The following is a 21,687-nucleotide window of genomic DNA, read 5'->3' on the forward strand; positions in this document are numbered from 1 at the left end:
GTTAAGGTTTTAGTACGACTTTAATGCAGTTATCCATTTTCGTATCAAAGATTTCGTAGCCATGCTTGGCTTCGCTGAGGGGGAGGACATGGCTCACTACATCTCCCGGGTCAATTTTTCCTGTGGCCACTAGTTCATACATATAGGGCATCAGGTGGATCATAGGGGCCTGTCCTGAACGGATATTAACGTTGCGCTGCATGATGTCCCCAAGCGGAAACCCATTGTACCGGCCGCCGTACACGCCTGTAATCTGGATGGTTCCGGCTTTTCGGACTGCCTGGGCGGCAATGACAAGGGCACTCATGGCCCCGCCATGAAGCTTCAGGCCGCTTGCCAAAAACTCCATATCAGTCATCTTTCCGTCCATGCCGACTGCATCGATGACAACATCTGCTCCGCCATGTGTGATTTCCTTCAAATGGCTCCCTACATTTTCATACTGCTCAAAATTGATGATTTCGACCTTGTTCGTCCGTTTGGCATGCTGGAGGCGGTAATCCACATAGTCAACGGCAATGACCCGTTTGGCTCCCTTCATCCAGGCGAACTTCTGTGCAAACAGGCCGACTGGTCCGCATCCGAGTACAATGACGGTATCCCCGCTTTTTACTCCGGCATTGTCGACACTCCAGAAGCCGGTAGACATGGCATCGGCGATAACACTCAGTTTTTCATCCGGCTCTTCGCAGCTTTCCGGAATTTTGAAGTGGGTGAAATTGGCGAAAGGCACCCGCAGATATTCTGCCTGTCCGCCAGGGTAGCCGCCTGTATTGCCGGAATAGCCGAAATAAGCACCCATATCGCCGTTGTCATTCGTGTTGTCGCACTGGCTCTCCAGCTGGTTCTTGCAGTAAACGCATTCCCCGCAGGCTATATTAAAAGGAATGATGACGCGGTCACCTTTTTTAACCTTTGTCACCTCAGGGCCGACTTCTTCGACGATGCCCATCGGTTCGTGCCCGATTACATAATCCTCCTGCATATTGGGGATAAATCCGTGGATTAAATGGAGGTCAGAACCGCAGATCGCTGTGCTTGTGACCTTGATGATCATATCATCAGGCTTTTCGATCCTGGGATCAGGAACCTCTTTGACTTCGACATTTTTGATGCCTTGATAGGTGACTGCCTTCATGTATGCAAACCTCCAATATTAATGGGACTCATCAGGTGTACGGTCAAACATGCCTTTTCTGTTCGTTTCATGAGGGAAAAGGTTCATGCTGCCGATCATGATTGTATTTTTGGCTGAGAGCTGGTCCAGCTTGTATTGTTCGCTCAGGTCATGGGGATGGAACCATTTCTTTCTGACCATAAGCTCGGAAATTTCCTGATGCATCTGAATTCCCTGCATAAGCTGTTTCCTAAGCAGCACCCGTACATCCGGCGTAGCTGCTTCCGTCAAAGCCACGGCCATATTTCTTACCGCTTCCTTTGTGCGGATGAGAAAATCGAGCGCGAATGTCATATCAGCCAGTTCAGGCATATTTAAGGCATTGATAGGATCTAAATAATCTTGATTCAATTGAGATTGCCTCCTTTCAATTAATGATTGGCGTTGGACGGCTTTCCGGGACGGGAGCACTAAAAGGAACGCGTTCATAGAGGGCCTGAAGCTCGCTAAGGTCTTTTTTGGACTGTTCCAGGTCTTTCTGCATAAGGGCCTTTAAGTCTTCATCAAAAACAAGCCCCTGCATAAGCTTGGATTTTGCGACGCAGAGTGTTTTGAAGTTGACGATCTCATGTAAATCCATTGATTCATGGGGAGCCAGATGCTTCATATCCATTGATGTTCATCCTCCTTTTGCATATACGCGGATTATTTTTCCCCGGCAGCATTTATTTACGCTGGCGGTTTTTGTAAGCTGGTGAGGATTGCAGATGTGAGGGGAATTTCACTGCGGATTTAAAGGTAAAATTTTTGTGAAAATAAAAAAGCTCCCGGAATTGTCCGGAAGCCATTTATTCATTCTATTGGTCAAGCAGCAGGTAATTGTGGTTGGCGAGGAGCCCTGCTTTGAATTCCTGGCTTGCCCTATCTGAGTCATAGGCACAAACCGATAAGATTTTGTTGTCGGATACAATTCCATCTGCTGCTTTTTCGGAAGCCAGCAATTTGCCCTGAATTTCCTCTTCGTTGCGCCACTCTACATGTGCCCAGCTGCGGATCACTGAATTCTCTTCTGAATAATTGTCCAGTACCTTTGGAAGAAAATCAAAAATTGAATTAACCCGAAAATCTCCCTTTGCATAATAAAAATCGAAGTTGTTTATAAACGCTACTTTCTGCAAATAACGCTCTTCCAAGCTTTCACAAAGTTTATTTCTGATCTTTCGGATCCATCGGTCATTTTCTATAATAACGGCATATTCATTCAATTTTAATCCGGTTATGACAAAATCTTCTACATTCGACAGGTACCGGTCATAATCCTCAAAAAAATATAAAACATGTCCCTTGGCAAGGCTTCGAAGCTCGGTAACTTCTTTCACTTGCATTCTTTCCAAATTGGCACCCCATTAAGTATAGACATATAACGCCTTCCGTTCAGCTTAACATACTTTAAAGAGAAAAAATGCTATTCGTTAAAAATAGACAAGTTCTGCATTCAATTCCGGGCTTTTATTAATAAATAGGAGGATCGGAATGTACACGAGGATGGCATTCACCCAGCCCGGAGCATAAGATATCCCGAATAGAAGTGAAAGGATGAGAGCGAATGCATGACTACGGAATGTATCCATATCCATTTATGATGCCGGCAGCTGCCAGCCATCAGCCTGTATTTGGGGGCTATCCGGTGGAAGGGGACTATGCCGCCAGTTTTTATCACATGCCCCACGGGGATTACCGGGTGCCTTTAAAGGATTATGGCCCCAACCCGTTTGTCGTCAATATCAATGAAGCGACGAAACAGAACAAAGCTTTCCGTACAGCCTTGTGGACAGGGAAGCACCTGCAGCTGACACTGATGAGCCTGAAGCCTGGTGAGGACATTGGACTCGAGAGGCATAATAACCTCGACCAATTCCTCCGTGTAGAAAAAGGCCAGGGGGTCGTCCAGATGGGGAAGAAGAAGAATAATCTGGATTTCAGAAGGAATATTTATGATGATTCAGCCATATTCATTCCTGCAGGCACTTGGCATAATCTCACGAACACCGGCAATACATCGCTGAAGCTGTACTCTATTTATGCGCCTCCAAACCATCCATTTGGCACGATCCATCAAACAAAAGCAGCCGCAGAAGCGGCAGAACAAAGCCACGGACATCGCTCCATTTACGCGGGGTATCCTTATGGATGGGGATATTAAGCTAAAAAGATAGATGAAAGGAGGCTGCCGGAGTGTGGCAGCTTTCTTTTCAATATAATCATGGTTAATTATGGTATTATACAAATAAATCCAGCAGAGGAGGGACAGCGATGGCCAAGACTGTCACTTTTTCTTTTGATACAAAATACATCGATTCACGTACAAGTGAAACTTTCACCTTTGAAGAGCTGGGCGTTGCCGAAAACTTGGATGAGGAAGCAGAGAGAAAGATTCTGGAGGACATTCTTCACGCGTGGATTTGGGACAAGCTGAACATCTCTTTCAGCATGGTGTGGAATAAAAATGAATAGATGCTAATAAAGACCCGGAGCTCCTGAATCACCAGGAGTGCGGGTCTTATTTTTATGCCGATGCAAGCATTGCCGCATTCTTAGTACGGAGTACCCCCGTTAATATGCAGCACCTGCCCTGTAACATATGAAGATTCATCAGAAGCAAAGTATACATAGCCTGGTGCAAGTTCGCTCGGCTGGCCCGGGCGTCCCATTGGCGTCTTGAATTCTCCCTCACTGCCGAAACCGTCCACTTCGTCTTTTGTAAAAGAGGCGGGGATGAGCGGTGTCCAGATTGGGCCCGGAGCCACGGCATTCACCCGGATTCCCTGTTCGACAAGAGATCCTGAAAGGGAACGTGTAAAGGCAAGGATGGCACCTTTCGTTGAAGAATAGTCAATCAGCTTCGGTGCACCCTGGAAAGCTGTGATGGACGTGGTGTTGACGATAGAGCTGCCAGGCTTCATGTGATCAAGTGCAGCTTTTGTCAGATAGAACATGCTGAAGATATTGGTGCGGAATGTGCGCTCCAGCTGCTCTGCTGTAATGTCTTTGATGGAAGGCTGGGTATGCTGCTCCCCGGCGTTGTTGACGAGGATGTCCAGCTTGCCGAATTCAGAGACCACTTTTTCTACGGCTTCCTGGCAAAAAGCTTCTTCGCCGATATCACCGGAGATCAGCAGGCAGCGGCGGCCTTCCTGCTCCACATACTTTTTTGTTTCCCCTGCATCGTCATGCTCATCGAGATAGGATATAGCTACATCAGCGCCTTCCTTCGCGAAAGCAACAGCGACAGCACGGCCGATTCCGCTGTCGCCGCCTGTAATCAGCGCAATTTTGCCTGACAGCCTCTCACCTTTTCCTGCCAGGTTCTGTGTAAAGTCGGGACGAGGTTCCATTTCATTTTCAAAGCCTGGCTGGCGTTCCTGCATCTGTCCGGGAATCTGTTTTGGCATGTCTTTATCCATGAATCAATCATTCCTTTCTTCTCACATAATTTATGGTTTGTGATTTATATCACTTATTAGCCATATAGATTTCTTACCCTTGAGGTTGGTTTTAAAACAGGATTGTTTACTGCTGCACTGCTGAGTCGGGCCGTTCTTTATACAAACTTGTTTTTAAGGGAAGAAAATCTTTCTTCAACAAAAATCAATAAAAAACATTAATTATTTATTGAAAAACAATAAAAAATAGCTTATTATCAATATAACTTAACCTGTGAGGTGTTAAATGTGAAAAGGGAAACACTCTTTTTGAAAATAGCTATCTTCCTTATTGGGGCTCCGATACTGGCATTATGTTTATTCGGACTGCCTTCGCTTGCAATCAATGCAGCCGAAAGCGGCTTGGAATGGCGGAACCTGCTTTATGGCATTTTGGCGATTATGTATATATCGGCTATCCCATTTTTTGCTGCTTTGTTTCAGGCCTTCAAGCTTTTAAATTATATCGACCATAAAAGCGCATTTTCAGAAATGGCTGTGAAGGCTTTGAGGGCGATAAGAAATTGTGCCATTGCGATTATACTTTTGTATACAGCAGGCATGCCGCTCTTTTATTTTGCGGCAGAGATTGACGATGCCCCTGGCATCATCCTGATCGGGATGATCATCATTTTTGGTTCCATTGTGATTGCTGTTTTTGCCGCTGTCCTCCAAAAATTATTGAAGAACGCGATCGATATCAAGTCAGAAAATGATCTGACGGTCTGAGGTGAAATTATGGCAATTTTCATTCATATCGACGTGATGCTGGCGAAACGCAAAATGAGCGTGACTGAGCTCTCAGAGAGGGTCGGCATCACCATGGCCAATCTTTCTATATTGAAAAATGGGAAAGCAAAAGCAATCCGGCTGACGACCCTGGAAGCCATCTGCAAGGCGCTGGACTGCCAGCCGGGTGATATTCTGGAATACAAAGAGGACGATGAAGAGCCGGAACGGTGAATTATTACAGATTCTGTTTAGTTAAGGGGGAGGTTTCTTATGAGCATAGCCATACAGAATGAGGTTAAGAAAAAAACAGTAAGATTGCAGATGTTGGGAGGAGCCCAGCAGCTCTGCCGTTTTGGCTGGGAGCAGGCCTTATCCTGCCTGTTTCCTGTTGTTATCTTTGCTTCCCTGGCTTTGACAAAGATCATCCCGCTTCCGTTCCTGCCGCGGTATGACTGGCTGCTCCTCATCTGTCTCGTGATGCAGTGGGGGATGCTGCGCTCAGGACTCGAAACTCGCGATGAATTAAAGGTCATCACATTATTTCACCTTATCGGGCTTGCGCTTGAGCTGTTCAAGGTCCATATGGGCTCCTGGTCTTATCCGGAGGAGGGTTACTTCAAAGTTGGAGATGTGCCTTTGTACAGCGGGTTCATGTATGCGAGCGTTGCCAGCTATCTATGCCAGGCATGGAGGAGGCTAAAGGTTGAACTGGTCGACTGGCCGCCATTTTGGCTGGTTGTTCCGCTTGCAGCTGCCATTTACCTTAATTTCTTCACCCACCATTATTGGATAGACATCCGCTGGTGGCTCTCGGGGCTTGTAATCATTGTTTTTTGGCGCTCTCGGGTCATCTACGAGGTGGGAGGGATCAAGCACCGGATGCCGATTTCCCTATCATTCGTACTCATCGGATTTTTTATATGGATAGCGGAAAACATTGCTACCTTTTTCGGGGCCTGGGAATATCCGAACCAGGAGGAAGCCTGGAGCCTGGTCCATCTTGGCAAGGTGAGCTCCTGGCTGCTGCTGGTGATCGTCAGCTTCCTGATCGTTGCGACGCTGAAGCTGGTCAAGGAAAAGTCACATTAATTAAAAAAAGCCGTATCCTTCTTGCATGGATGCGGCTTTACCAATCCTAATCTGATTTTCGCTGTTCCAGGAATTCACTGATGTTTCGGACAAAGTCTTCCTTTGGATAAGTGTGGTATAAAGTGCTGGCAAGCCGTACGGGGTCGCCGGAGAAATATCTTTCATAATGGGTCTGCCTTGTGCCAAAGGGGCTCATTGTCAAATCCCAGGCCAGCCGGAAGAGCTGGACCCGTTCCTTTGCATTCAAGCCTTCCGTTTGAAGATATTGATCAAGATCCGCCCGGATCCCTGATACAAAATCCTTTTCCGTGGGAAGTGAAGTCATGCCGCTTGCACCGATCATCTGGATGATCTCGCAAAAGCGGGGATACAAATCAGGGAAAAGATTGCTGGCAATCTGGAGAGGGACGATGCTCGGGCGCATGCAGCCGAATTCATCGGGAGCTGCATCGTTTTCTGACTTCTCGAGCAGCGCTTTCATCGATTCAAGACCAATGATGATCTCGGCCATCTTGGCTTGTATATGCTGATATTCGCTGACATTGATGCACTTTACGATAGATTCGGCAATGCCGAGGATGAATTCTGTTTTAACGATCTGCCTGATTAATGCCTGGTGGTAAGCAAATGAATGGAAGCTGCTTTTATTTTTGAATGCCAGGGCGGCCTCGACATTGTCATAGAGGAATACCCTTTCCCAAGGGACCAGTACATCATCAAACACGACAATAGCATCCATTTCATCATAATGGGAGCTGAGGGGATAATCAAAGGCAGAGCCTTCGCCTGCAAAGGAGCCCCTGCAGATAAATCTCAGCCCCTCTGTATTGGAGGGGATGGAAAAAGCAAATGCCTCATCCGTATCAAACCTGCCGGGCGAGCTGAGGACCAGCAGTTCATCGGTCAATCCTCCCTGTGTCGCCAAAAGGCGGGCTCCCTTGATGACCAGGCCATCACGGTTCCTCTCTATCACTCTCGCTGAGATAGGGATGTCAGAGCCAAGGTAAAAGGCAGTGCGGTTAACCTGGGGTGTAATGAGCGTATGGGTAAATGAAAGATCCTGATTTGTGGCGCGGTCATAAAGGGCGCGGACATTGTCAGGAAAGCAGTTTTCCCTGCCCTCCAGGATGGAGGCTGAGGCAGCAAGGCTCATGACTGCCGTATTCATATAATCCGGGCTCCTGCCCATCATGCCATGAGTGCTCCTCGCCCAATGTTCAATCATCTTCCTTCTTTTCACCAGATCCTCTTTTGTTTGTGGCTTCAGGTATGACAGGCCTGCAAGCTCTCCCGTGCCAGGCATGCGAAATGTCATCTCATCCTGCAGTTGCGGATGGTATTGTCTGTCATAAAGCGAGGCCTTTGCCGCCACAATTCCTTTAAAAGCAGGATGTTCCGAGATCTTCCCCGCGACCCTTTCCCCATCCAGCCAAACCTCGTTTTCCATCAGATCCAAACGTTCAATGAATTCCTTTCCATTCCGAATCCCCATTGTCCCAATCCCCTTTACATTTTTGGCCAACAGAACGCGCCTTTAAGCTATTATCACTGTATTGTCCGGCTTGGCTGTTCGTTACTGGGGGAAAAGCCTGATTTAAAATGGGTGATGCATACATTTAACAATCTCTTCAACCAGGGAAGTGCAGGAGCCTGCCTAAAAGGGGGAAGAAGGTTATGAATCTATTTTGGCCACAATTTTCCCTTTAACACGGCGGGTCGCCAGCACATCCAAGGCTGCAGGCACCTCTTCTAAAGATATAATCTTTTCAACGAGAGCATCCAGTCTGCCTTCTTTTAGCATTGAAAGCATATGGTCTCCCATCTCTGCCAGCTTCTTCTGTTCATGAATGTTGCCGGATTGATGTACACTGCCCAGTCCGATTTGATGGAATGAAAGAGGGTGGGCAAAGGAGATGGCCCCATTCACATTGGGAGGGCCGGCGATAAAGGCAATTTGTCCGTTAAAAGCCAAGGCTTTTACAGATTTGTCGGCATTCTCCCTTCCGACTGTATCAAGCACCAGATCAACTCCCAAGCCATTGGTGATTTCCAATGACTTTTGCACAAAATCTTCATTGTTATAATCAATGGCAAAATCTGCCCCAAGGCTTTTTACGAACTCATGGTTGGATGAGGAAGCTGTTGTCAGAACGGTCAGCCCTGCCATTTTGGCCAGCTGGATGGCGAACCCTCCAACACCGCCTGCTCCCGCATGGATCAGGATCGTCTGTCCCTTGGAAGCATTCATTTTGTGGAATAAAGCCTGATAAGCTGTGTAACCGGCGCAGGGAATAGCTGCCGCCTCTTCAAAGGAAACTCCTTCAGGAATAATTGAAACGGTATGTGCCGTTGTGACTCCATATTCGGCAAACCCGCCCTTTTTAGCCAGGTCGCTGTGATATACCACACGGTCTCCGGGCTTTATGCCAGTTGTGCCAGGCCCGGTTTCTTCCACCACGCCCGCTGAATCCACACCAAGAACATGGGGATAATTCCAGTTGGGATTTCCTCCATTCCCGGTCTTGTAGTCAACGGGATTCAGGGCGGCTGCCATAATCTTCACAAGGATTTCCCCTCTGCCGGGAACTGGTTTTTCCAGGCTGCCGACCTTCATCTGACTGACCATTCCTTTGTCTTCCAATAATAAAGCTTTCATATCTTTCACTCCTCAGTAAGCCCCTTGTGAGTAGGTCAGCTCATAGCTGTGTGTGTAAATCTCAATCAGGTTCCCGAAAGGGTCTTCGCAATAAACCATTTTATACGGCTTCTCATTAGGATAATACTCACGGATCGGCATGCGTTGCTTGCCGCCATGCTCTATGATCTTCTGTACAAGTCCTTCGATATCAGGATCCTGTACACAAAAATGGAAAATCCCTGTCTTCCAGTATTCAAAGTTGTTTTCAGGCTGTTCGTTGCCTGCAAACTCAAACATTTCGATGCCGATTTTGTCAGAAGTGGCCAGGTGGGCAATCCTGAATTTCCCCCAGCCTTCTCCGAAGACATCTTTGCACATCAGGCCGATCGGACTGTCATCCTCCACAATTTCCGATGGCTCCATGATGACATACCATCCTAATACCTTTGTATAAAAGCTGACAGCTTCCTCAAGATTCGGCACAGATAATCCAATATGTGAAAAGGAACGCGGGTAAGTCTTATTCATTCCAGTCATCCTCCTTTTTAATCTAAGTTCTTTTTCAGTATAATGATTGCAGACAGTTGATGAAAGACGGCACTTTCCTGTAACCAGGTACCCTGATGGTAACCCTATGCCACTTAGGATAGAACATCATGCCTGATTTTATAACCTGATATCAGTGGAGGATGGATTAGCAATGAAGAAATATAATGTACCTGTCGAAGCAACACTGGAAGTAATTGGAGGAAAATGGAAGGTAGTCATCCTCTGTCTGTTGAAAGAAGGAGAAAAGCGCTTCAGTGAGCTGCAGCGTGCCATGCCTGCCATTACGAAGAAAATGCTTTCCCAGCAGCTGAGGGAATTGGAGAAGGACGGAATGATACACAGGAAGGTTTATGGTGAAGTTCCGCCTAAAGTGGAGTATTCCTTAAGTGAGGAAGGGGAGAGCCTGAGGGAGATTTTGAATATGATGTGTGCCTGGGGAGAGCGAAGGATGGGCGGGGAGCCGGATTGCGGATGATCCAGCAGCGTCTTAAAGAAAGAGCCGGCTGTTCTGTATTTTTGTTAAACAGCTGGTCTTCTTTCCTGATTTATCTGTAGGCAGAGAAATCCGCGATCCCCGCATAAGTTTCACGATTCCTGATTTTCCGCTCCAAATCCAGCAGGGTATACTCCTGCCAATCTTCTAAATGAACTTTATCCCATTTTCGGTAGAACAGCTGATATAAGAAAATCTCCCTTAATTTTAAAAAAATCGGTATCTGGGCAATGGTGTCATGGTGGAGCTCTGATTCGGACTGATATCCGCTAAAAACATGATGCATAAACCGGATTGAGAAAGCTTCTGGCTCCCCAATGAACGAGTCCTGCTGCCAGTAGGCGTGGTAAAACAGCACGGCCAGATCCTGCGCAAACCAATTAAAGGCGCATTCATCAAAATCGATTACCACGAATTCTCCATTTTCCCGTACGATAAAATTCCCTTGATGGAAGTCGTTGTGGATGAGCCCAAAGGTGTTATAGGATGGTTTATATCGGTGCAGGCCTTCCATTAGACAGTCATATTCTTCCCCTAGCCAGCCAGCAAGATCATCTCTGATGCCAAACACATCCGGATCCTCTTTCGTCCAAACCGGCCGCCTATTACGCTCGATCGTATAGTCTTTTGATGAAGCGTGCATCCTTCCCAATATCCGGCCGAACTGTTCAAAATTCTTTTCATTCCAATGGGCGGGATTGGTCACATCAACCGGGTTCCCTCTGACATATTCGAAGTAAGCCTTTACCAGTCCGCCATCCACTTCGATTTCCTTGGCCGGCTGCGGTAAAGGAATTCCGTTTTTATGTAAAAAATTCATCCACTGAAGCTCCTGCCGTACTTCTTCTGCTGACTTGCCAATAGCGGAAATCCTTATAATTCTATTATGTTTTTCATCGAAAAATACTTCATTATGGAAACCGCCGCTGAGGCGCACGTATTCCTCTTTCATACGAGAATCCCTCTTCCTGAGAACTTGATCTTATTATTAGTATAAGCCGTTTTTAAGCGAAAGGAAATCGTTTCTGGTTTAACCTGTAAAATGCTGGGGCTTACAAAGATTATAAATAAGGATGGAGCAAATGATGGCAAAAAATAAGATTCCCCTGGGCTTGCAGGAGAATCTAATAAAGAATATATCTATATTTTCCTTGGCTTCAAACTGCACACAGTATAATCACAAACACTCCGACTCAACGATATGGATCAGGTCCTTCAGCATCTCAACTGACTGGTCCAGTGTAAGGGAGTAGTAACGCTGCGTACCCCGCTGTTCCATTGTAACCAGCTTCTGGTCCCGGAGGATTTTTAAATGATGGGAAATTGCCGGCCTGGATAAGGCAGACTGATCCGCTATTTCATTTACGCTTAAGCTTTCATGATCGGCCAAGAGTAAAATGATATCCTGTCTTGCGGGATCGCTTAATGCCGTGAAAAGCGGTATGCATGAACGGAATACTTCAATTGCCTGCTGTCCCATCGAACAAACTCCTTTAGCCTTTTTCTCCCATAATTAAAGCTTATTTAAGCGTCTTTTGCAACATATTTAGCGATCTTGGCCGCGGCACTTCTCGGAAGAAATTTTGCCGCATAGGCGCCAAGCTTATTTGAAGTTCCAGTAATGACCACACGCTTTCCAGCCATCAGATCCCGGTAGCCTTGCTGTGCAACCTCCCAGGAATCCATGGCTCCGCTGAACATTTTTGTTTTCTCCACCTTTGCAACAGAGGCAAAATTAGTCTTAGTGGCTCCCGGACATAAGGTAGTGACGGTGACATTTGTATCTGCCAGTTCTTCGGCCAGGGCTTCTGACAATGATAATACATAAGCTTTCGTCGCATAATAAACAGCCATTAAAGGACCGGGCTGGAAGGCAGCAGTACTTGCGACATTCAGGATCCGGGCTTTGTCTGGACGATTCTTCATGCCAGGGAGAAAATGATAGGTCAATTCGGTAAGAGCAGAAATATTTAATTGAATCATTTCTGTCTGCTTTAGAATATCCAGCTCATCAAATGGTCCCATAAGCCCGAAGCCTGCATTATTCACCAGCACATCAATGGATATTCCAGCCGCTGTGACTTCCTCAAATATCTCTTTTGCCGCGCCTGCTATGCTCAAATCCTTGCTGATGGTTAAAACCGAAAGATCCGAAAACTCCCTTTGGATTTCCTCCAGCTTGGCTTTATTTCTGGCGACCAGGACCAGGTCATATCCGTCTGCCGCAAACAATTTTACAAAGTCATACCCTAATCCACTTGTTGCCCCTGTAATTAAAACAGATTTCTTCATTATTAAAACCTCCATTTTTTCGTGAATGTTTAATTGTTTAAATGTTTAAGTGTTTAAACACATAATATAACAGGCGATAACTGCTTGCAAGCTTTTTACTGCAAGAAAGAAGGAAAGGGTCCAACTATAGAGAATCTATCCGTAGGAGCCGTTTCAGCACTTCATGAATAGAGGGATACGGATGGATATCGATAAAAGAAACCGGCTGGAAGAGACCCCATACAGCTATCGTGTCAATAAAGAGAATACAGTTTTTCTAGACTATCACGGAAAGCAAGTGAAGGTTTTAAAAGGAAAAGAGGCCGGCAGGTTTTTAAAAAGAGTGGAATCTGCTGTAAACGAAATGGAATTACAATTGCTCATGGCGAAGGCAACAGGCAATTTCAAGAGAGGAAATGAAGGAGACCGGGCCTTGAAGCAAAGAGGAAAGCAATAGGCCGGGCAGGGAGGGTAATATGCTGGCGGTTACCGTGGTCATAATGGCTTTAGGGCTTGTTATTATAGGGGTTGGAATCTATATCAGGGGGAAGGGGAAAACAGCATTCATCGCAGGAAACAATGAAGTATTTGTACCCAAAAATGAGAAGCGGCTGGCAGGCCGGATCGGGGCAGCTGTTCTATTGTTTGGGATTGAGACAGTCCTTTTTCCTCTGCTCTACCAACTGATTGATGGATTGAAAGGCTCCTATTTTGCTGTATTGGCTGTTGTTCATTTATTGGCTGTATTGGTTTTTATGGTGATGGATCAGATAGAGAGATGAGGGAGAAGAGCCTAAGAGGGTTGTGCTCTGAGAACTAAGACCCTCTGAATCATAAAAATGTAAACAGAGGGTGCTGGTCAGGAGAGTAACACCCTCTAAACCGCAAAAATCCCATCAGAGGTTATACATTGATCAAAAAAGACGGGGAAATCGGGTGGGTCACGAAGAAAGTATTGCCAGCTGTTGTGCTTGCAAATTGAAGGATCTGGACAACCTTATAACAGTCTAAATCAGAGGAGGGCATTTAAATGAATAAATTCAGTCTGTTCGGCAGGTTTACAGTAAAAGAAGGAGAACGGGATCATTTGATCAGTATCCTTCTTGAAGCAGCGGAATCCATGAAGGAACTGAATGAATGCGAAATCTATCTTGTCCATACATCGGAGGGCGATCCGGATGCCGTCTATGGTTACGAGGTGTGGAGCGATGAGGCTGCCCACCAAAACTCTTTGTCCCTTGAAGCAACCCAGACCTTAATCAAGCGCGCCAAGCCTATCATTATCGGGATGGAGCGGATCAGCACCATGGAAGCCAGAGGTGGAAAGGGTATTTCCGGCTCTTAATATTGAACAGGGGAAAATCAGCTGCCAGCCATTGGCGGCTTTTCTTTTTTCCGGAGGATGAGCCTGCTCAAATCAGAAGGTTGACTTTCCCGCGGTTTCGGTGTTTAATATGACTAACGAACGTTAGGAAGGGGATTTAACTTTGGCTGTTGAGCTGACCAGAGAAAGAATCAAAATGACTGCTCTGAAGCATTTTGCCCAGTTTGGCTATGAAGGGGCCTCAATGGCTAATATTGCAGAAGAAGTCGGTATCAGGAAGCAGTCTATTTATACACACTTCAAAGGAAAAGATGAGCTGCTGCTGGAAGTGCTGGATGATGTGCTGAAGGACGAACTGAGGTTTCTGGATGACTATGCAGAAACCCATAAGGAGAGCCGGCTGGAGGATTTTCTTTATGGTTTTCTTTTACAATACCGTGACCGCTACGGGAACGATGACTTTACGAAGTTTTTATTAAGGATGCTGTTCTTCCAGCCTGCCCATCTGTCAAAAGAGGCGGAGGAATTCGGCCGGAAGTATGTCGATCATCTGGAAGGAATGCTTATCCTTGCTGCCAGTAAAGGAGAAGAGGACGGCCAGATTGACAGCGAGGTGGGAGCGGGGCCGGCCGCAGTGGCGTATACAGGTGTATTGGATGGTTTGTTTTTCGAACTGTTGACAGGAGATGCATCAAGGGTCCAGGAAAAGCTTGATTTTTCCTGGCGTGTCTATTGGAGAGGGGTATCCAGCCAGCACAGCAGGAAATGACACCTACAGGAGGAAGAGGTATGAAAAGAAATAATTTTGCTTTGGCCATTCTGCTTATGAATCTGCTGATTGCCTTTCTGGGGATCGGCCTTGTTATTCCTGTTACACCTGCCATTATGAATGAATTGAATATATCAGGTACTGTAGTCGGCTATATGATTGCTGCCTTTGCGGGCGCCCAGCTGATTGTGTCGCCTATTGCGGGAAGATGGGCAGACCAGTTCGGCAGGAAAAGGATGATTGTGATCGGCCTGTTCATTTTCAGTGCCTCTGAGCTCTTGTTTGCCCTGGGGCAGTCTGTTATGCCTCTATTTATCTCCCGCATTCTTGGAGGCGTGAGTGCTGCGTTCATCATGCCTGCTGTTACGGCGTTTATTGCTGACATTACAACGATTAAATCCAGGCCAAAAGCGCTTGGCTATATGTCCGCGGCCATCTCGACAGGATTCATTATCGGGCCTGCCATCGGCGGATTTTTAGCTGAAGTTGACACAAGGCTTCCGTTCTTTTTTGCGGCGGCGTTTGCCCTTGGTGCGGCTGTATTATCGCTGATTACGCTGAAAGAGCCGGAGCGGAATCCGGAAAACGGGGAAACGGAGGCAGCCGGGGGACAGAAGGCAGGCTTCAAGCGGGTCTTTGCACCAATCTATTTCATCCCGTTTGTGATCATTCTGATCTCCGCCTTTGGCCTGGCGTCCTTTGAGTCGCTGTTCTCATTGTTTGCCGACCGCAAATTCGGTTTTTCGCCCAAGGATATAGCAATCATGATTACAGGGGGAGCCATTCTTGGTGCCATCGTCCAGATTGTCTTCTTTAGCAAGCTCACGATTTGGCTCGGGGAAATCCGGCTCATCCGCTATTGCCTGATCTTTTCGGCAGTGCTTGTATTTCTGATGACGGCTGTGGACTCTTATGTGGCAATCCTGATGGTTACGATGACGGTATTCGTCGGCTTTGATCTGATAAGGCCTGCAGCCACCACATATCTTTCGAAAATCGCGGGGAGTGAACAGGGCTTTGTCGGCGGCATGAACTCGATGTTCACAAGCGTCGGCAATGTATTGGGCCCTATCATCGGCGGCATGCTTTTTGATGTGGATTTTGACTATCCATTTTATTTTGCAGCCGTGATGATTGTCCTTTCGATTGGCCTTTCATTCTTATGGGCGGAACCAGGGAAAAGGAAGAAAAAAGTGGCGGGGAAGTTGTCTGCCGGATGATAAAGTTTAAGGTGGCTGATTGGTTTAATGCCAGTCAGTTTTTTTCTTGCTGCTGCTGCACCCGTGGAAAATATATAAAAAAGCCGCTCTGCTGCAATGGCAGAGCGGCTTTTTTTTAGTTGCGGATCAGGTAATCAAACGCGCCGAGGGAAGCAGTCGCACCGGATCCCATGGAGATGATGATTTGCTTAAAGGCGCTGTCTGTGCAGTCGCCGGCCGCAAATACACCAGGGAGGCTGGTTGCGCCATGCTTGTCCACGATGATTTCGCCGAAGCGGGTACGCTCGATTTCATCCCCGAGCCAGTCAGTGTTTGGTATAAGACCTATCTGGACGAAAACCCCCTGAAGCTCAACGTGATGCTCTTCTCCTGTTTCGCGGTCAACATAGGAAATGCCGTTCACTTTATCAGTACCGGTGATTTCCTTAGTCTGAACGTTCTTCAGGACTGTTACGTTAGGCAGGCTGTACAGGCGGTCCTGAAGGACAGCATCGGCCTTCAGCTCAGGATTGAATTCAAGCACGGTTACATGCTTGACAATACCGGCAAGGTCGATCGCCGCTTCAATTCCGGAGTTTCCGCCGCCGATAACAGCGACATCTTTTCCTTCAAAGAGCGGGCCGTCACAGTGAGGGCAGTATGCCACACCTTTGTTCTTGAACTCGGCTTCCCCAGGAACGCCGACATTCCGCCAGCGGGCACCTGTTGAAAGGATGACGCTCTTGCTCTTCAGCACAGCGCCGTTTTCAAGTTCAATTTCGATCATGTCTTTCTTTTCCAGGCTCTTCGCGCGCTGGAGGTTCATTACATCAATATCGTACTCTTTCACATGCTCCTCAAGGCTTGCAACGAGTTTTGGGCCTTCCGTATGCTTGACGCTGATGAAGTTCTCGATGCCAAGAGTATCCATGACCTGGCCGCCGAAACGCTCGGCTACAATGCCGGTACGGATGCCTTTGCGCGCTGCGTAGATCGCAGCACTCGCGCCGGCAGGTCCGCCGCCGACAACAAGGACATCGTAAGGGTCTTTATCAGACAGCTCGGAAGCATCCGGGCCGCTGCCCATTTTGCCAAGAATCTCTTCAAGGCTCATGCGGCCGCTGCCGAAGGATTCACCGTTCAGGAAGACTGTCGGAACAGCCATGATGTCTTTGCTCTCTACTTCTTCCTTGAAAGCGGCGCCGTCAATCATCGTATGCGTGATGTTTGGATTGAGGACGCTCATCAGGTTGAGTGCCTGTACCACATCAGGGCAGTTATGGCAGCTCAGGCTGATATATGATTCAAAGCGATATTCGCCTTTGATGTTTTTGATCTGGTCAATAACCTTCTGGTCGGCTTTAGGTGCCCTTCCGCTGACCTGCAGCAAAGCAAGCACCAGGGAAGTGAATTCATGTCCTAGAGGGATACCGGCAAAAGTTACTCCTGTATCTTCACCGATCCGATTCACACTAAAGCTTGGTGTCCTTTGCAATTCTGCTTTTTCCACCTTAATGCTGGATGACATGGAGGCCAATTCGTCTACCAGTGCCAGCATATCGCGGGAGACGTCATCAGAGCCTGCGCTGACCTTTAGCAGGACCTCGCCTTCCATTAATTGAAGATATTGAGCTAACTGTGCTTTTATATCTGCATCTAGTACCATTTAAATTCTCTCCTTAGATTTTTCCTACAAGGTCAAGGCTTGGCTTAAGTGTTTCTCCGCCTTCCTGCCATTTAGCAGGGCAAACTTCGCCTGGGTTGTTGCGCACATATTGGGCAGCCTTGATTTTGTTGACGATTGTGCTTGCGTCACGGCCGATGCCGCCTGCATTGATTTCAACTGTCTGGATGATGCCGTCTGGATCGATGATGAAAGTACCGCGGTCTGCAAGGCCTTCCTCTTCGTCAAGAACGTCGAAATTGCGAGTGATCTTCTGTGATGGGTCGCCGATCATAACATACTCGATCTTGCTGATCGCTTCTGAGTGGTCATGCCAAGCTTTATGTGTAAAGTGAGTGTCTGTAGAAACAGAGTACACTTCAACTCCAAGATCTTTCAAAGTTGCATATTCGTTCTGAAGGTCTTCAAGCTCAGTTGGGCAAACGAAAGTGAAATCTGCAGGGTAGAAGCAGACTACGCTCCACTTTCCTTTGAAGTTTTCTTCTGTTACATCGATGAAATCACCGTTAAAGTAAGCTTTTGCTGAGAATGGCAGTACTTCTTTTCCAATTAAAGACATTTGAAAATCCTCCTAAGTATTTTTTTTAGAAAATAATAGTATGTCCAGGGGACATCCCTATTACTTATCTATAATTATTATAATCAGATATAAATTATTATATATTAGAGTGGGGTTTGTCAAGGGATAGGTATGAGTAAAACTGTTCTAAAATAGCTTTCTCCCTAGGGGGATCTTGATCAGGACTAATTTAATTTCTTTTGTCCCAGACAGCAGGCGATTTTCAATTAATCATCATTACCTTAGGAATGTTGATAATTTGAGCCAGGGGGTCAGGTCCCTTGGCCCAAAAAGCAAGGGGAGTTGGGAAGACAGAAATTCTTTCCTCCGCTATTCTATTAAAGGATAGGGGGTAATGGGAAGTGGAAATACTGCTTCACGGAATCATTCTCGCCTTCGGCCTTATTTTGCCGCTTGGTGTGCAGAACGTATTTATTTTTAATCAGGGTGCTTTACATAAAAGGTTTACCGGTGCGCTGCCGGCGGTGGTGACGGCGGGTATATGCGATACCATTTTGATTTCGCTCGCGGTTGCGGGGGTGTCTATTGTTGTTTTAAGCTTTGAATGGCTGCGGATGCTGCTGTTTACAGCAGGAGCCGTCTTTCTTGCTTATATGGGCTGGCAGATGTGGAAAAGCAGGCCGGAGCCCGCAGCAGGAGAAGGGCAGGGCAGCTTCATGGCAAAGCGCCAGATTGCCTTCGCTGCCTCAGTTTCCTTGCTGAATCCCCATGCTATCATGGACACGATCGGGGTAATCGGAACAAGCTCCCTCGCATATGAAGGCTATGAGAAATGGCTGTTCTCAGCAGGCTGCATTGGCGTCTCATGGTTCTGGTTCCTGGGCCTGGCCTTTGCAGGCAGGAAAATCGGCCAGATCGACAAAAACGGTAAATTCCTCATCTGGATGAACAAAACTTCCGCCCTCATTATCTGGGCCATGGCGATCTATATGGTGGGGCAGCTGATTTGAGCCAGGGGGTCTGACCCCCCTGGCTCTGGTGGTTCAGCTGGTTTGAGCCAAGGGGTCTGTCCCCCTGGCTCGTTTATAGCGCATCCTTCACGACTTTCTTGGAGTACAGGACAGATAGTACGCCAAAGATGGAGTAGAGGATGGTGTATAGGATCATAACGCTGATCATGGGCGTCCATACTTCGGCACCGAACATGAACCAGCCGGACTGTACGGCGAAGTAGCTGTGGACAAGGCCGATTGCGAGGGGGATTCCGAAGCTGAACAGCTGCTTGGCCTGGAGGCCCTTCATGAGATCTCCTGTGGTGAAGCCCAGCTTGCGGAGGATCGTAAAGTTCGGCTTTTCGTCCTCGCTTTCGCCCATCTGTTTGAAATAGAGGATACAGCCGGAAGTGACAAGGAACGAGAGCCCAAGGAAGCCAACAATGAACATGATGAGCCCCATATTGCTCTTCTGGCTGATCATCACATCAAGCTGTGAATCATTTTCCCCGCTTTCCCCAAGCTTTAGTGCATGGAAGGCTTGATTGGCGTCATTAAGGCGTTCCTGATCTTTTATATCAATGCCGATATATACATTATTCTTATCCTGCAGTCCGGGATCCATTTCCGCCTTCAGCTGCTCAAAAACAGCGTCATCCACAATGGCAGTCTGAAGGCCGCCTCTTGTATAGTAAAGCGGAATCAAATAATCCTTTTCCAGGCCAATGTAATCGAGCGGGATATCCTCGTTCTGTGTGTGAAGCTCAACCTTTCCGGAATCCTTCAAGGGCATGAACCTTTGAAGAACGTCGCTGTAGCCTGTAAAAATGACCTCATTTTCATCAAGGTCTTTTCTCCCGGCCGAGCTTTCACTGATGACAGGCAAGTCCATCTTATCGGTATCGAAATTCATTTCCTCCAGCTTTTTCCCTTGAATGTCTTTGACATCAATAGAGGCTGTAACTACTTCAATCCGTTTTTCCCTGTAATCAATGTTTTTGGAATCCAGCTCCTGCCTGAACCGCACCGCGCTATCTTCGACCGTGAAGGAAAAGTCATTTGGCACATTATCCCGGGCCATTTTTTCAGCCGAATAATAGGAGATATAGCTGAGTGAAAGCAATCCGATCGCCAGGGCGGAAACCGTAGTGATGATCGTCAGCAGCAGCGCATTCGATTTCATCCGGAACATGATGGACGAAAGGGAAAGCACTTCTTTTACATTCAAATATCCGTCCTTTTTCTTGCGGATCAGGTAGATGATGAAGCTGACTGAGCCTTTATAGAAGAAATAGGTGCCAAGAATGACGGACCCCAAAATGAAGATCATTGCCCCGAACAGTGCCGGCATCGATGTGAAATCTCCTTCAAACAGGATGCCTGACACATAATAGCCGGCCGCAATCAGGATGATGCCAAGAATGCCGATGATGATATTGAAAATAGACATCTTCCGGATCTTTTCTTCAGCGGATGACTGCACCCTGAAGAGCGACAGGATGCTCTGCCCTTTAATGAACAGATAGTTCACCAGCATAATGAGCAGGTAGATGGCCGTAAAGACGATAAGAGTCTGTACGAGGGCCTTATTGGAAAAATAGAGCTCAGCAACCTCATCAACGCCTGTAATCCTGAACAGAATCATCATCATCAGCTTGGAAACCAGGAAACCGGCCATCATGCCGATCAGGAGAGAGCCATAATAGAGCATGAAATTCTCTGCCGTCAGAATGCGGAAAATCCGGCTTTTTGTCATGCCGATCAGCTGGAATAAGCCGATCTCCCGGCTGCGCCTTTTCGTAAACAGGCTGTTGGCATAAACAAGAAAGACTGCCACAATGGCCACAAGAAGTACAGAGGCCGCTTTCATCCCGGCACCGCCCTTGATGGAGCCCTCAATCTCATCCAATGCCGGGTCGTACTGCAGCGTGACAAACGCAAAATACAAGGCTGCGCTGAAAATAAGCGCGAAGATATACAGATAATAATTCTTCACATTCTTTTTCAGGTTCTTCCAAATCAGCTGGTTAACGCTCATCCTGCACACCGCCCAGAACAGCCTGCGTTTTCATAATATCCTTGAAGAACGCCTGCCTTGTCTGCTCCCCTTTGTTCAGCTGCGTGTAGATCTGCCCGTCTTTGATAAAAATCACGCGGCTGCAGTAGCTCGCCGCGGCGGGATCATGGGTAACCATGACGATTGTCGCCCTGCGGCTTTCATTCAATCCGCCCAGCTTGTTCAGCAGGTCTGCGGCAGCCTTTGAATCGAGCGCACCGGTCGGCTCGTCGGCGAAAATAATGCTCGGCTCATGGATAAAAGCCCGCGCTGCCGATGTCCGCTGCTTCTGTCCGCCAGAGATTTCATTCGGATATTTATCTTTCAGGTCCATGATGCCAAGCTCTTCTGCGATGGCGTGGAAGCGCTGGTCCGCCTCCTTTTTTGCCACCTTCGAGATGGACAGCGGCAGAAGGATATTTTCCTTTACCGTCAGTGTGTCCAGAAGGTTATAGTCCTGAAAAATAAAGCCAAGGTGGTTTTTCCTGAATTCAGCCAGCTTTTTTTCCTTCATGACTGTCATTTCCTTATCTTCAATCCGGATCGTTCCGCCGGTTGCTTTATCGATTGATGATAATACATTCAGCAAGGTTGTTTTTCCCGAGCCGGAGGCCCCCATGATGCCGACGAACTCGCCTTCATGAATCGCCAGGTCAATGCCCTTCAGCACCTCCTGCCGGTTCAGCTTTGTGCCGTAGCTTTTATGGAGCTTGATTGCTTCTAGAATCGCCATATAAGCTTCCTCCTCTAATCTTGATAGTCTTATTATAAA

At 47.2% G+C, this 21,687-nt stretch carries 27 protein-coding genes; 12 read left to right on the plus strand and 15 right to left on the minus strand.

Annotated elements, in window-relative coordinates; all coding sequences use genetic code 11:
* Nucleotide 1: 1 nt before the first annotated feature.
* From LCM00_RS11365 to LCM00_RS11380, 4 genes are all read right to left on the minus strand, one after another.
* Nucleotides 2-1,138 (minus strand): zinc-dependent alcohol dehydrogenase, encoded by a 1,137-nt coding sequence (locus tag LCM00_RS11365; protein ID WP_224901711.1) that lies wholly within the window; start codon nt 1,136-1,138, stop codon nt 2-4.
* A gap of 18 nt (nt 1,139-1,156) precedes the next feature.
* On the minus strand, nt 1,157-1,528 hold the full coding sequence (locus LCM00_RS11370) for a spore coat protein (RefSeq protein WP_224901714.1): 372 nt from the start codon (nt 1,526-1,528) through the stop codon (nt 1,157-1,159).
* Nucleotides 1,529-1,544: 16 nt separating this feature from the next.
* On the minus strand, nt 1,545-1,790 hold the full coding sequence (locus LCM00_RS11375; RefSeq protein ID WP_129613181.1) for a spore gernimation protein GerQ: 246 nt from the start codon (nt 1,788-1,790) through the stop codon (nt 1,545-1,547).
* Between the two features lie 184 nt (nt 1,791-1,974).
* Nucleotides 1,975-2,502 carry an MEDS domain-containing protein gene (locus LCM00_RS11380; protein WP_224902256.1) on the minus strand — a complete coding sequence of 176 codons (528 nt, stop codon included), beginning with the start codon at nt 2,500-2,502 and terminating at the stop codon, nt 1,975-1,977.
* 221 nt (nt 2,503-2,723) lie between these two features.
* Here LCM00_RS11380 and LCM00_RS11385 point away from each other — a divergent pair, with 221 nt between their 5' ends.
* A complete protein-coding gene (locus LCM00_RS11385; protein WP_224901717.1) occupies nt 2,724-3,320 on the plus strand; it encodes a cupin domain-containing protein in 597 nt (198 codons plus the stop codon).
* A 110-nt stretch (nt 3,321-3,430) separates the two neighbouring features.
* Entirely contained in the window at nt 3,431-3,631 is a 201-nt protein-coding gene (locus LCM00_RS11390) for a hypothetical protein (RefSeq protein WP_224901720.1), read from the plus strand.
* 80 nt (nt 3,632-3,711) lie between these two features.
* On the opposite strand, the gene LCM00_RS11395 is transcribed toward LCM00_RS11390, so the two are convergent.
* Nucleotides 3,712-4,581 (minus strand): SDR family oxidoreductase, encoded by an 870-nt coding sequence (locus LCM00_RS11395; RefSeq protein WP_129613185.1) that lies wholly within the window; start codon nt 4,579-4,581, stop codon nt 3,712-3,714.
* Between the two features lie 267 nt (nt 4,582-4,848).
* Between LCM00_RS11395 and LCM00_RS11400 the strand changes: the two genes are divergently transcribed.
* The 3 genes from LCM00_RS11400 (at nt 4,849) to LCM00_RS11410 (ending at nt 6,420) form a co-directional block, all read left to right on the plus strand.
* Complete coding sequence (locus LCM00_RS11400; RefSeq protein ID WP_224901724.1) at nt 4,849-5,328, plus strand: DUF2975 domain-containing protein; 480 nt, start codon at nt 4,849-4,851, stop codon at nt 5,326-5,328.
* Nucleotides 5,329-5,337: 9 nt separating this feature from the next.
* Nucleotides 5,338-5,562 carry a helix-turn-helix domain-containing protein gene (locus LCM00_RS11405; protein WP_224901727.1) on the plus strand — a complete coding sequence of 75 codons (225 nt, stop codon included), beginning with the start codon at nt 5,338-5,340 and terminating at the stop codon, nt 5,560-5,562.
* Nucleotides 5,563-5,652: 90 nt separating this feature from the next.
* Nucleotides 5,653-6,420, plus strand: coding sequence for a DUF817 domain-containing protein (locus tag LCM00_RS11410; RefSeq protein ID WP_404802157.1), 768 nt, complete (start codon nt 5,653-5,655; stop codon nt 6,418-6,420).
* A 46-nt stretch (nt 6,421-6,466) separates the two neighbouring features.
* Here the strand turns inward: LCM00_RS11410 and hpaB are convergent, their stop codons facing one another.
* From hpaB to LCM00_RS11425, 3 genes are all read right to left on the minus strand, one after another.
* On the minus strand, nt 6,467-7,912 hold the full coding sequence (hpaB, locus tag LCM00_RS11415; RefSeq protein WP_224901730.1) for a 4-hydroxyphenylacetate 3-monooxygenase, oxygenase component: 1,446 nt from the start codon (nt 7,910-7,912) through the stop codon (nt 6,467-6,469).
* A gap of 180 nt (nt 7,913-8,092) precedes the next feature.
* Nucleotides 8,093-9,076, minus strand: coding sequence for a zinc-binding dehydrogenase (locus tag LCM00_RS11420; protein WP_224901735.1), 984 nt, complete (start codon nt 9,074-9,076; stop codon nt 8,093-8,095).
* A gap of 12 nt (nt 9,077-9,088) precedes the next feature.
* Nucleotides 9,089-9,586 carry a lactoylglutathione lyase family protein gene (locus LCM00_RS11425; RefSeq protein WP_224901738.1) on the minus strand — a complete coding sequence of 166 codons (498 nt, stop codon included), beginning with the start codon at nt 9,584-9,586 and terminating at the stop codon, nt 9,089-9,091.
* 172 nt (nt 9,587-9,758) lie between these two features.
* On the opposite strand from LCM00_RS11425, the gene LCM00_RS11430 reads away from it, so the two are divergent.
* Nucleotides 9,759-10,082: a winged helix-turn-helix transcriptional regulator gene (locus LCM00_RS11430; RefSeq protein WP_224901741.1), complete on the plus strand. Its 324-nt coding sequence runs from the start codon at nt 9,759-9,761 to the stop codon at nt 10,080-10,082.
* A 70-nt stretch (nt 10,083-10,152) separates the two neighbouring features.
* Here LCM00_RS11430 and LCM00_RS11435 read toward each other — a convergent pair whose 3' ends face one another.
* From LCM00_RS11435 to LCM00_RS11445, 3 genes are all read right to left on the minus strand, one after another.
* Entirely contained in the window at nt 10,153-11,052 is a 900-nt protein-coding gene (locus LCM00_RS11435) for a phosphotransferase enzyme family protein (protein ID WP_224901743.1), read from the minus strand.
* 225 nt (nt 11,053-11,277) lie between these two features.
* Entirely contained in the window at nt 11,278-11,580 is a 303-nt protein-coding gene (locus tag LCM00_RS11440) for an ArsR/SmtB family transcription factor (RefSeq protein WP_224901746.1), read from the minus strand.
* Nucleotides 11,581-11,624: 44 nt separating this feature from the next.
* Nucleotides 11,625-12,392, minus strand: coding sequence for an SDR family NAD(P)-dependent oxidoreductase (locus LCM00_RS11445; protein ID WP_224901749.1), 768 nt, complete (start codon nt 12,390-12,392; stop codon nt 11,625-11,627).
* Nucleotides 12,393-12,555: 163 nt separating this feature from the next.
* Here LCM00_RS11445 and LCM00_RS11450 point away from each other — a divergent pair, with 163 nt between their 5' ends.
* From LCM00_RS11450 to LCM00_RS11470, 5 genes are all read left to right on the plus strand, one after another.
* Nucleotides 12,556-12,828 (plus strand): hypothetical protein, encoded by a 273-nt coding sequence (locus LCM00_RS11450; RefSeq protein ID WP_404802154.1) that lies wholly within the window; start codon nt 12,556-12,558, stop codon nt 12,826-12,828.
* Between the two features lie 19 nt (nt 12,829-12,847).
* Nucleotides 12,848-13,153 (plus strand): hypothetical protein, encoded by a 306-nt coding sequence (locus tag LCM00_RS11455; RefSeq protein WP_224901752.1) that lies wholly within the window; start codon nt 12,848-12,850, stop codon nt 13,151-13,153.
* 248 nt (nt 13,154-13,401) lie between these two features.
* Nucleotides 13,402-13,716, plus strand: a complete 315-nt coding sequence (locus LCM00_RS11460) for a putative quinol monooxygenase (RefSeq protein WP_224901756.1) — start codon at nt 13,402-13,404, stop codon at nt 13,714-13,716.
* A 142-nt stretch (nt 13,717-13,858) separates the two neighbouring features.
* Nucleotides 13,859-14,464: a TetR/AcrR family transcriptional regulator gene (locus LCM00_RS11465; RefSeq protein WP_224901760.1), complete on the plus strand. Its 606-nt coding sequence runs from the start codon at nt 13,859-13,861 to the stop codon at nt 14,462-14,464.
* A gap of 20 nt (nt 14,465-14,484) precedes the next feature.
* Entirely contained in the window at nt 14,485-15,684 is a 1,200-nt protein-coding gene (locus tag LCM00_RS11470) for an MFS transporter (RefSeq protein ID WP_224901763.1), read from the plus strand.
* Nucleotides 15,685-15,799: 115 nt separating this feature from the next.
* Here LCM00_RS11470 and ahpF read toward each other — a convergent pair whose 3' ends face one another.
* Together ahpF and ahpC are read right to left on the minus strand one after the other, a co-directional pair.
* On the minus strand, nt 15,800-17,329 hold the full coding sequence (ahpF, locus tag LCM00_RS11475) for an alkyl hydroperoxide reductase subunit F (RefSeq protein ID WP_224901766.1): 1,530 nt from the start codon (nt 17,327-17,329) through the stop codon (nt 15,800-15,802).
* A gap of 13 nt (nt 17,330-17,342) precedes the next feature.
* Nucleotides 17,343-17,906 (minus strand): alkyl hydroperoxide reductase subunit C, encoded by a 564-nt coding sequence (gene ahpC, locus LCM00_RS11480; protein WP_009794427.1) that lies wholly within the window; start codon nt 17,904-17,906, stop codon nt 17,343-17,345.
* Nucleotides 17,907-18,268: 362 nt separating this feature from the next.
* Between ahpC and LCM00_RS11485 the strand changes: the two genes are divergently transcribed.
* Nucleotides 18,269-18,877, plus strand: a complete 609-nt coding sequence (locus LCM00_RS11485; protein ID WP_224901769.1) for a LysE/ArgO family amino acid transporter — start codon at nt 18,269-18,271, stop codon at nt 18,875-18,877.
* A gap of 73 nt (nt 18,878-18,950) precedes the next feature.
* Here the strand turns inward: LCM00_RS11485 and LCM00_RS11490 are convergent, their stop codons facing one another.
* Complete coding sequence (locus tag LCM00_RS11490) at nt 18,951-20,897, minus strand: ABC transporter permease (protein WP_224901772.1); 1,947 nt, start codon at nt 20,895-20,897, stop codon at nt 18,951-18,953.
* Entirely contained in the window at nt 20,887-21,648 is a 762-nt protein-coding gene (locus LCM00_RS11495; RefSeq protein ID WP_224901775.1) for an ABC transporter ATP-binding protein, read from the minus strand. Before LCM00_RS11495 ends, LCM00_RS11490 begins: the two co-directional genes overlap by 11 nt.
* Nucleotides 21,649-21,687: the final 39 nt, after the last annotated feature.

The organism is Bacillus infantis, assembly GCF_020171945.1.
Lineage (GTDB): Bacteria > Bacillota > Bacilli > Bacillales > Cytobacillaceae > Bacillus_AB > Bacillus_AB infantis_A.

What these genes read in the sequence shown, in the direction of transcription:
- LCM00_RS11405 (WP_224901727.1), top strand. Translation starts at nt 5,338, where the DNA reads ATGGCAATTTTCATTCATATCGACGTGATGCTGGCGAAACGCAAAATG.
- LCM00_RS11440 (WP_224901746.1), bottom strand. Translation starts at nt 11,580, where the DNA reads ATGGGACAGCAGGCAATTGAAGTATTCCGTTCATGCATACCGCTTTTC.
- hpaB (WP_224901730.1), bottom strand. Translation starts at nt 7,912, where the DNA reads ATGGGGATTCGGAATGGAAAGGAATTCATTGAACGTTTGGATCTGATG.
- LCM00_RS11380 (WP_224902256.1), bottom strand. Translation starts at nt 2,502, where the DNA reads ATGCAAGTGAAAGAAGTTACCGAGCTTCGAAGCCTTGCCAAGGGACAT.
- LCM00_RS11470 (WP_224901763.1), top strand. Translation starts at nt 14,485, where the DNA reads ATGAAAAGAAATAATTTTGCTTTGGCCATTCTGCTTATGAATCTGCTG.
- LCM00_RS11495 (WP_224901775.1), bottom strand. Translation starts at nt 21,648, where the DNA reads ATGGCGATTCTAGAAGCAATCAAGCTCCATAAAAGCTACGGCACAAAG.
- LCM00_RS11385 (WP_224901717.1), top strand. Translation starts at nt 2,724, where the DNA reads ATGCATGACTACGGAATGTATCCATATCCATTTATGATGCCGGCAGCT.
- LCM00_RS11455 (WP_224901752.1), top strand. Translation starts at nt 12,848, where the DNA reads ATGCTGGCGGTTACCGTGGTCATAATGGCTTTAGGGCTTGTTATTATA.
- LCM00_RS11490 (WP_224901772.1), bottom strand. Translation starts at nt 20,897, where the DNA reads ATGAGCGTTAACCAGCTGATTTGGAAGAACCTGAAAAAGAATGTGAAG.
- LCM00_RS11390 (WP_224901720.1), top strand. Translation starts at nt 3,431, where the DNA reads ATGGCCAAGACTGTCACTTTTTCTTTTGATACAAAATACATCGATTCA.
- LCM00_RS11365 (WP_224901711.1), bottom strand. Translation starts at nt 1,138, where the DNA reads ATGAAGGCAGTCACCTATCAAGGCATCAAAAATGTCGAAGTCAAAGAG.
- LCM00_RS11425 (WP_224901738.1), bottom strand. Translation starts at nt 9,586, where the DNA reads ATGAATAAGACTTACCCGCGTTCCTTTTCACATATTGGATTATCTGTG.
- LCM00_RS11460 (WP_224901756.1), top strand. Translation starts at nt 13,402, where the DNA reads ATGAATAAATTCAGTCTGTTCGGCAGGTTTACAGTAAAAGAAGGAGAA.
- LCM00_RS11445 (WP_224901749.1), bottom strand. Translation starts at nt 12,392, where the DNA reads ATGAAGAAATCTGTTTTAATTACAGGGGCAACAAGTGGATTAGGGTAT.
- LCM00_RS11395 (WP_129613185.1), bottom strand. Translation starts at nt 4,581, where the DNA reads ATGGATAAAGACATGCCAAAACAGATTCCCGGACAGATGCAGGAACGC.
- LCM00_RS11420 (WP_224901735.1), bottom strand. Translation starts at nt 9,076, where the DNA reads ATGAAAGCTTTATTATTGGAAGACAAAGGAATGGTCAGTCAGATGAAG.
- ahpC (WP_009794427.1), bottom strand. Translation starts at nt 17,906, where the DNA reads ATGTCTTTAATTGGAAAAGAAGTACTGCCATTCTCAGCAAAAGCTTAC.
- LCM00_RS11450 (WP_404802154.1), top strand. Translation starts at nt 12,556, where the DNA reads ATGAATAGAGGGATACGGATGGATATCGATAAAAGAAACCGGCTGGAA.
- LCM00_RS11435 (WP_224901743.1), bottom strand. Translation starts at nt 11,052, where the DNA reads ATGAAAGAGGAATACGTGCGCCTCAGCGGCGGTTTCCATAATGAAGTA.
- LCM00_RS11430 (WP_224901741.1), top strand. Translation starts at nt 9,759, where the DNA reads ATGAAGAAATATAATGTACCTGTCGAAGCAACACTGGAAGTAATTGGA.
- LCM00_RS11410 (WP_404802157.1), top strand. Translation starts at nt 5,653, where the DNA reads ATGTTGGGAGGAGCCCAGCAGCTCTGCCGTTTTGGCTGGGAGCAGGCC.
- LCM00_RS11375 (WP_129613181.1), bottom strand. Translation starts at nt 1,790, where the DNA reads ATGGATATGAAGCATCTGGCTCCCCATGAATCAATGGATTTACATGAG.
- ahpF (WP_224901766.1), bottom strand. Translation starts at nt 17,329, where the DNA reads ATGGTACTAGATGCAGATATAAAAGCACAGTTAGCTCAATATCTTCAA.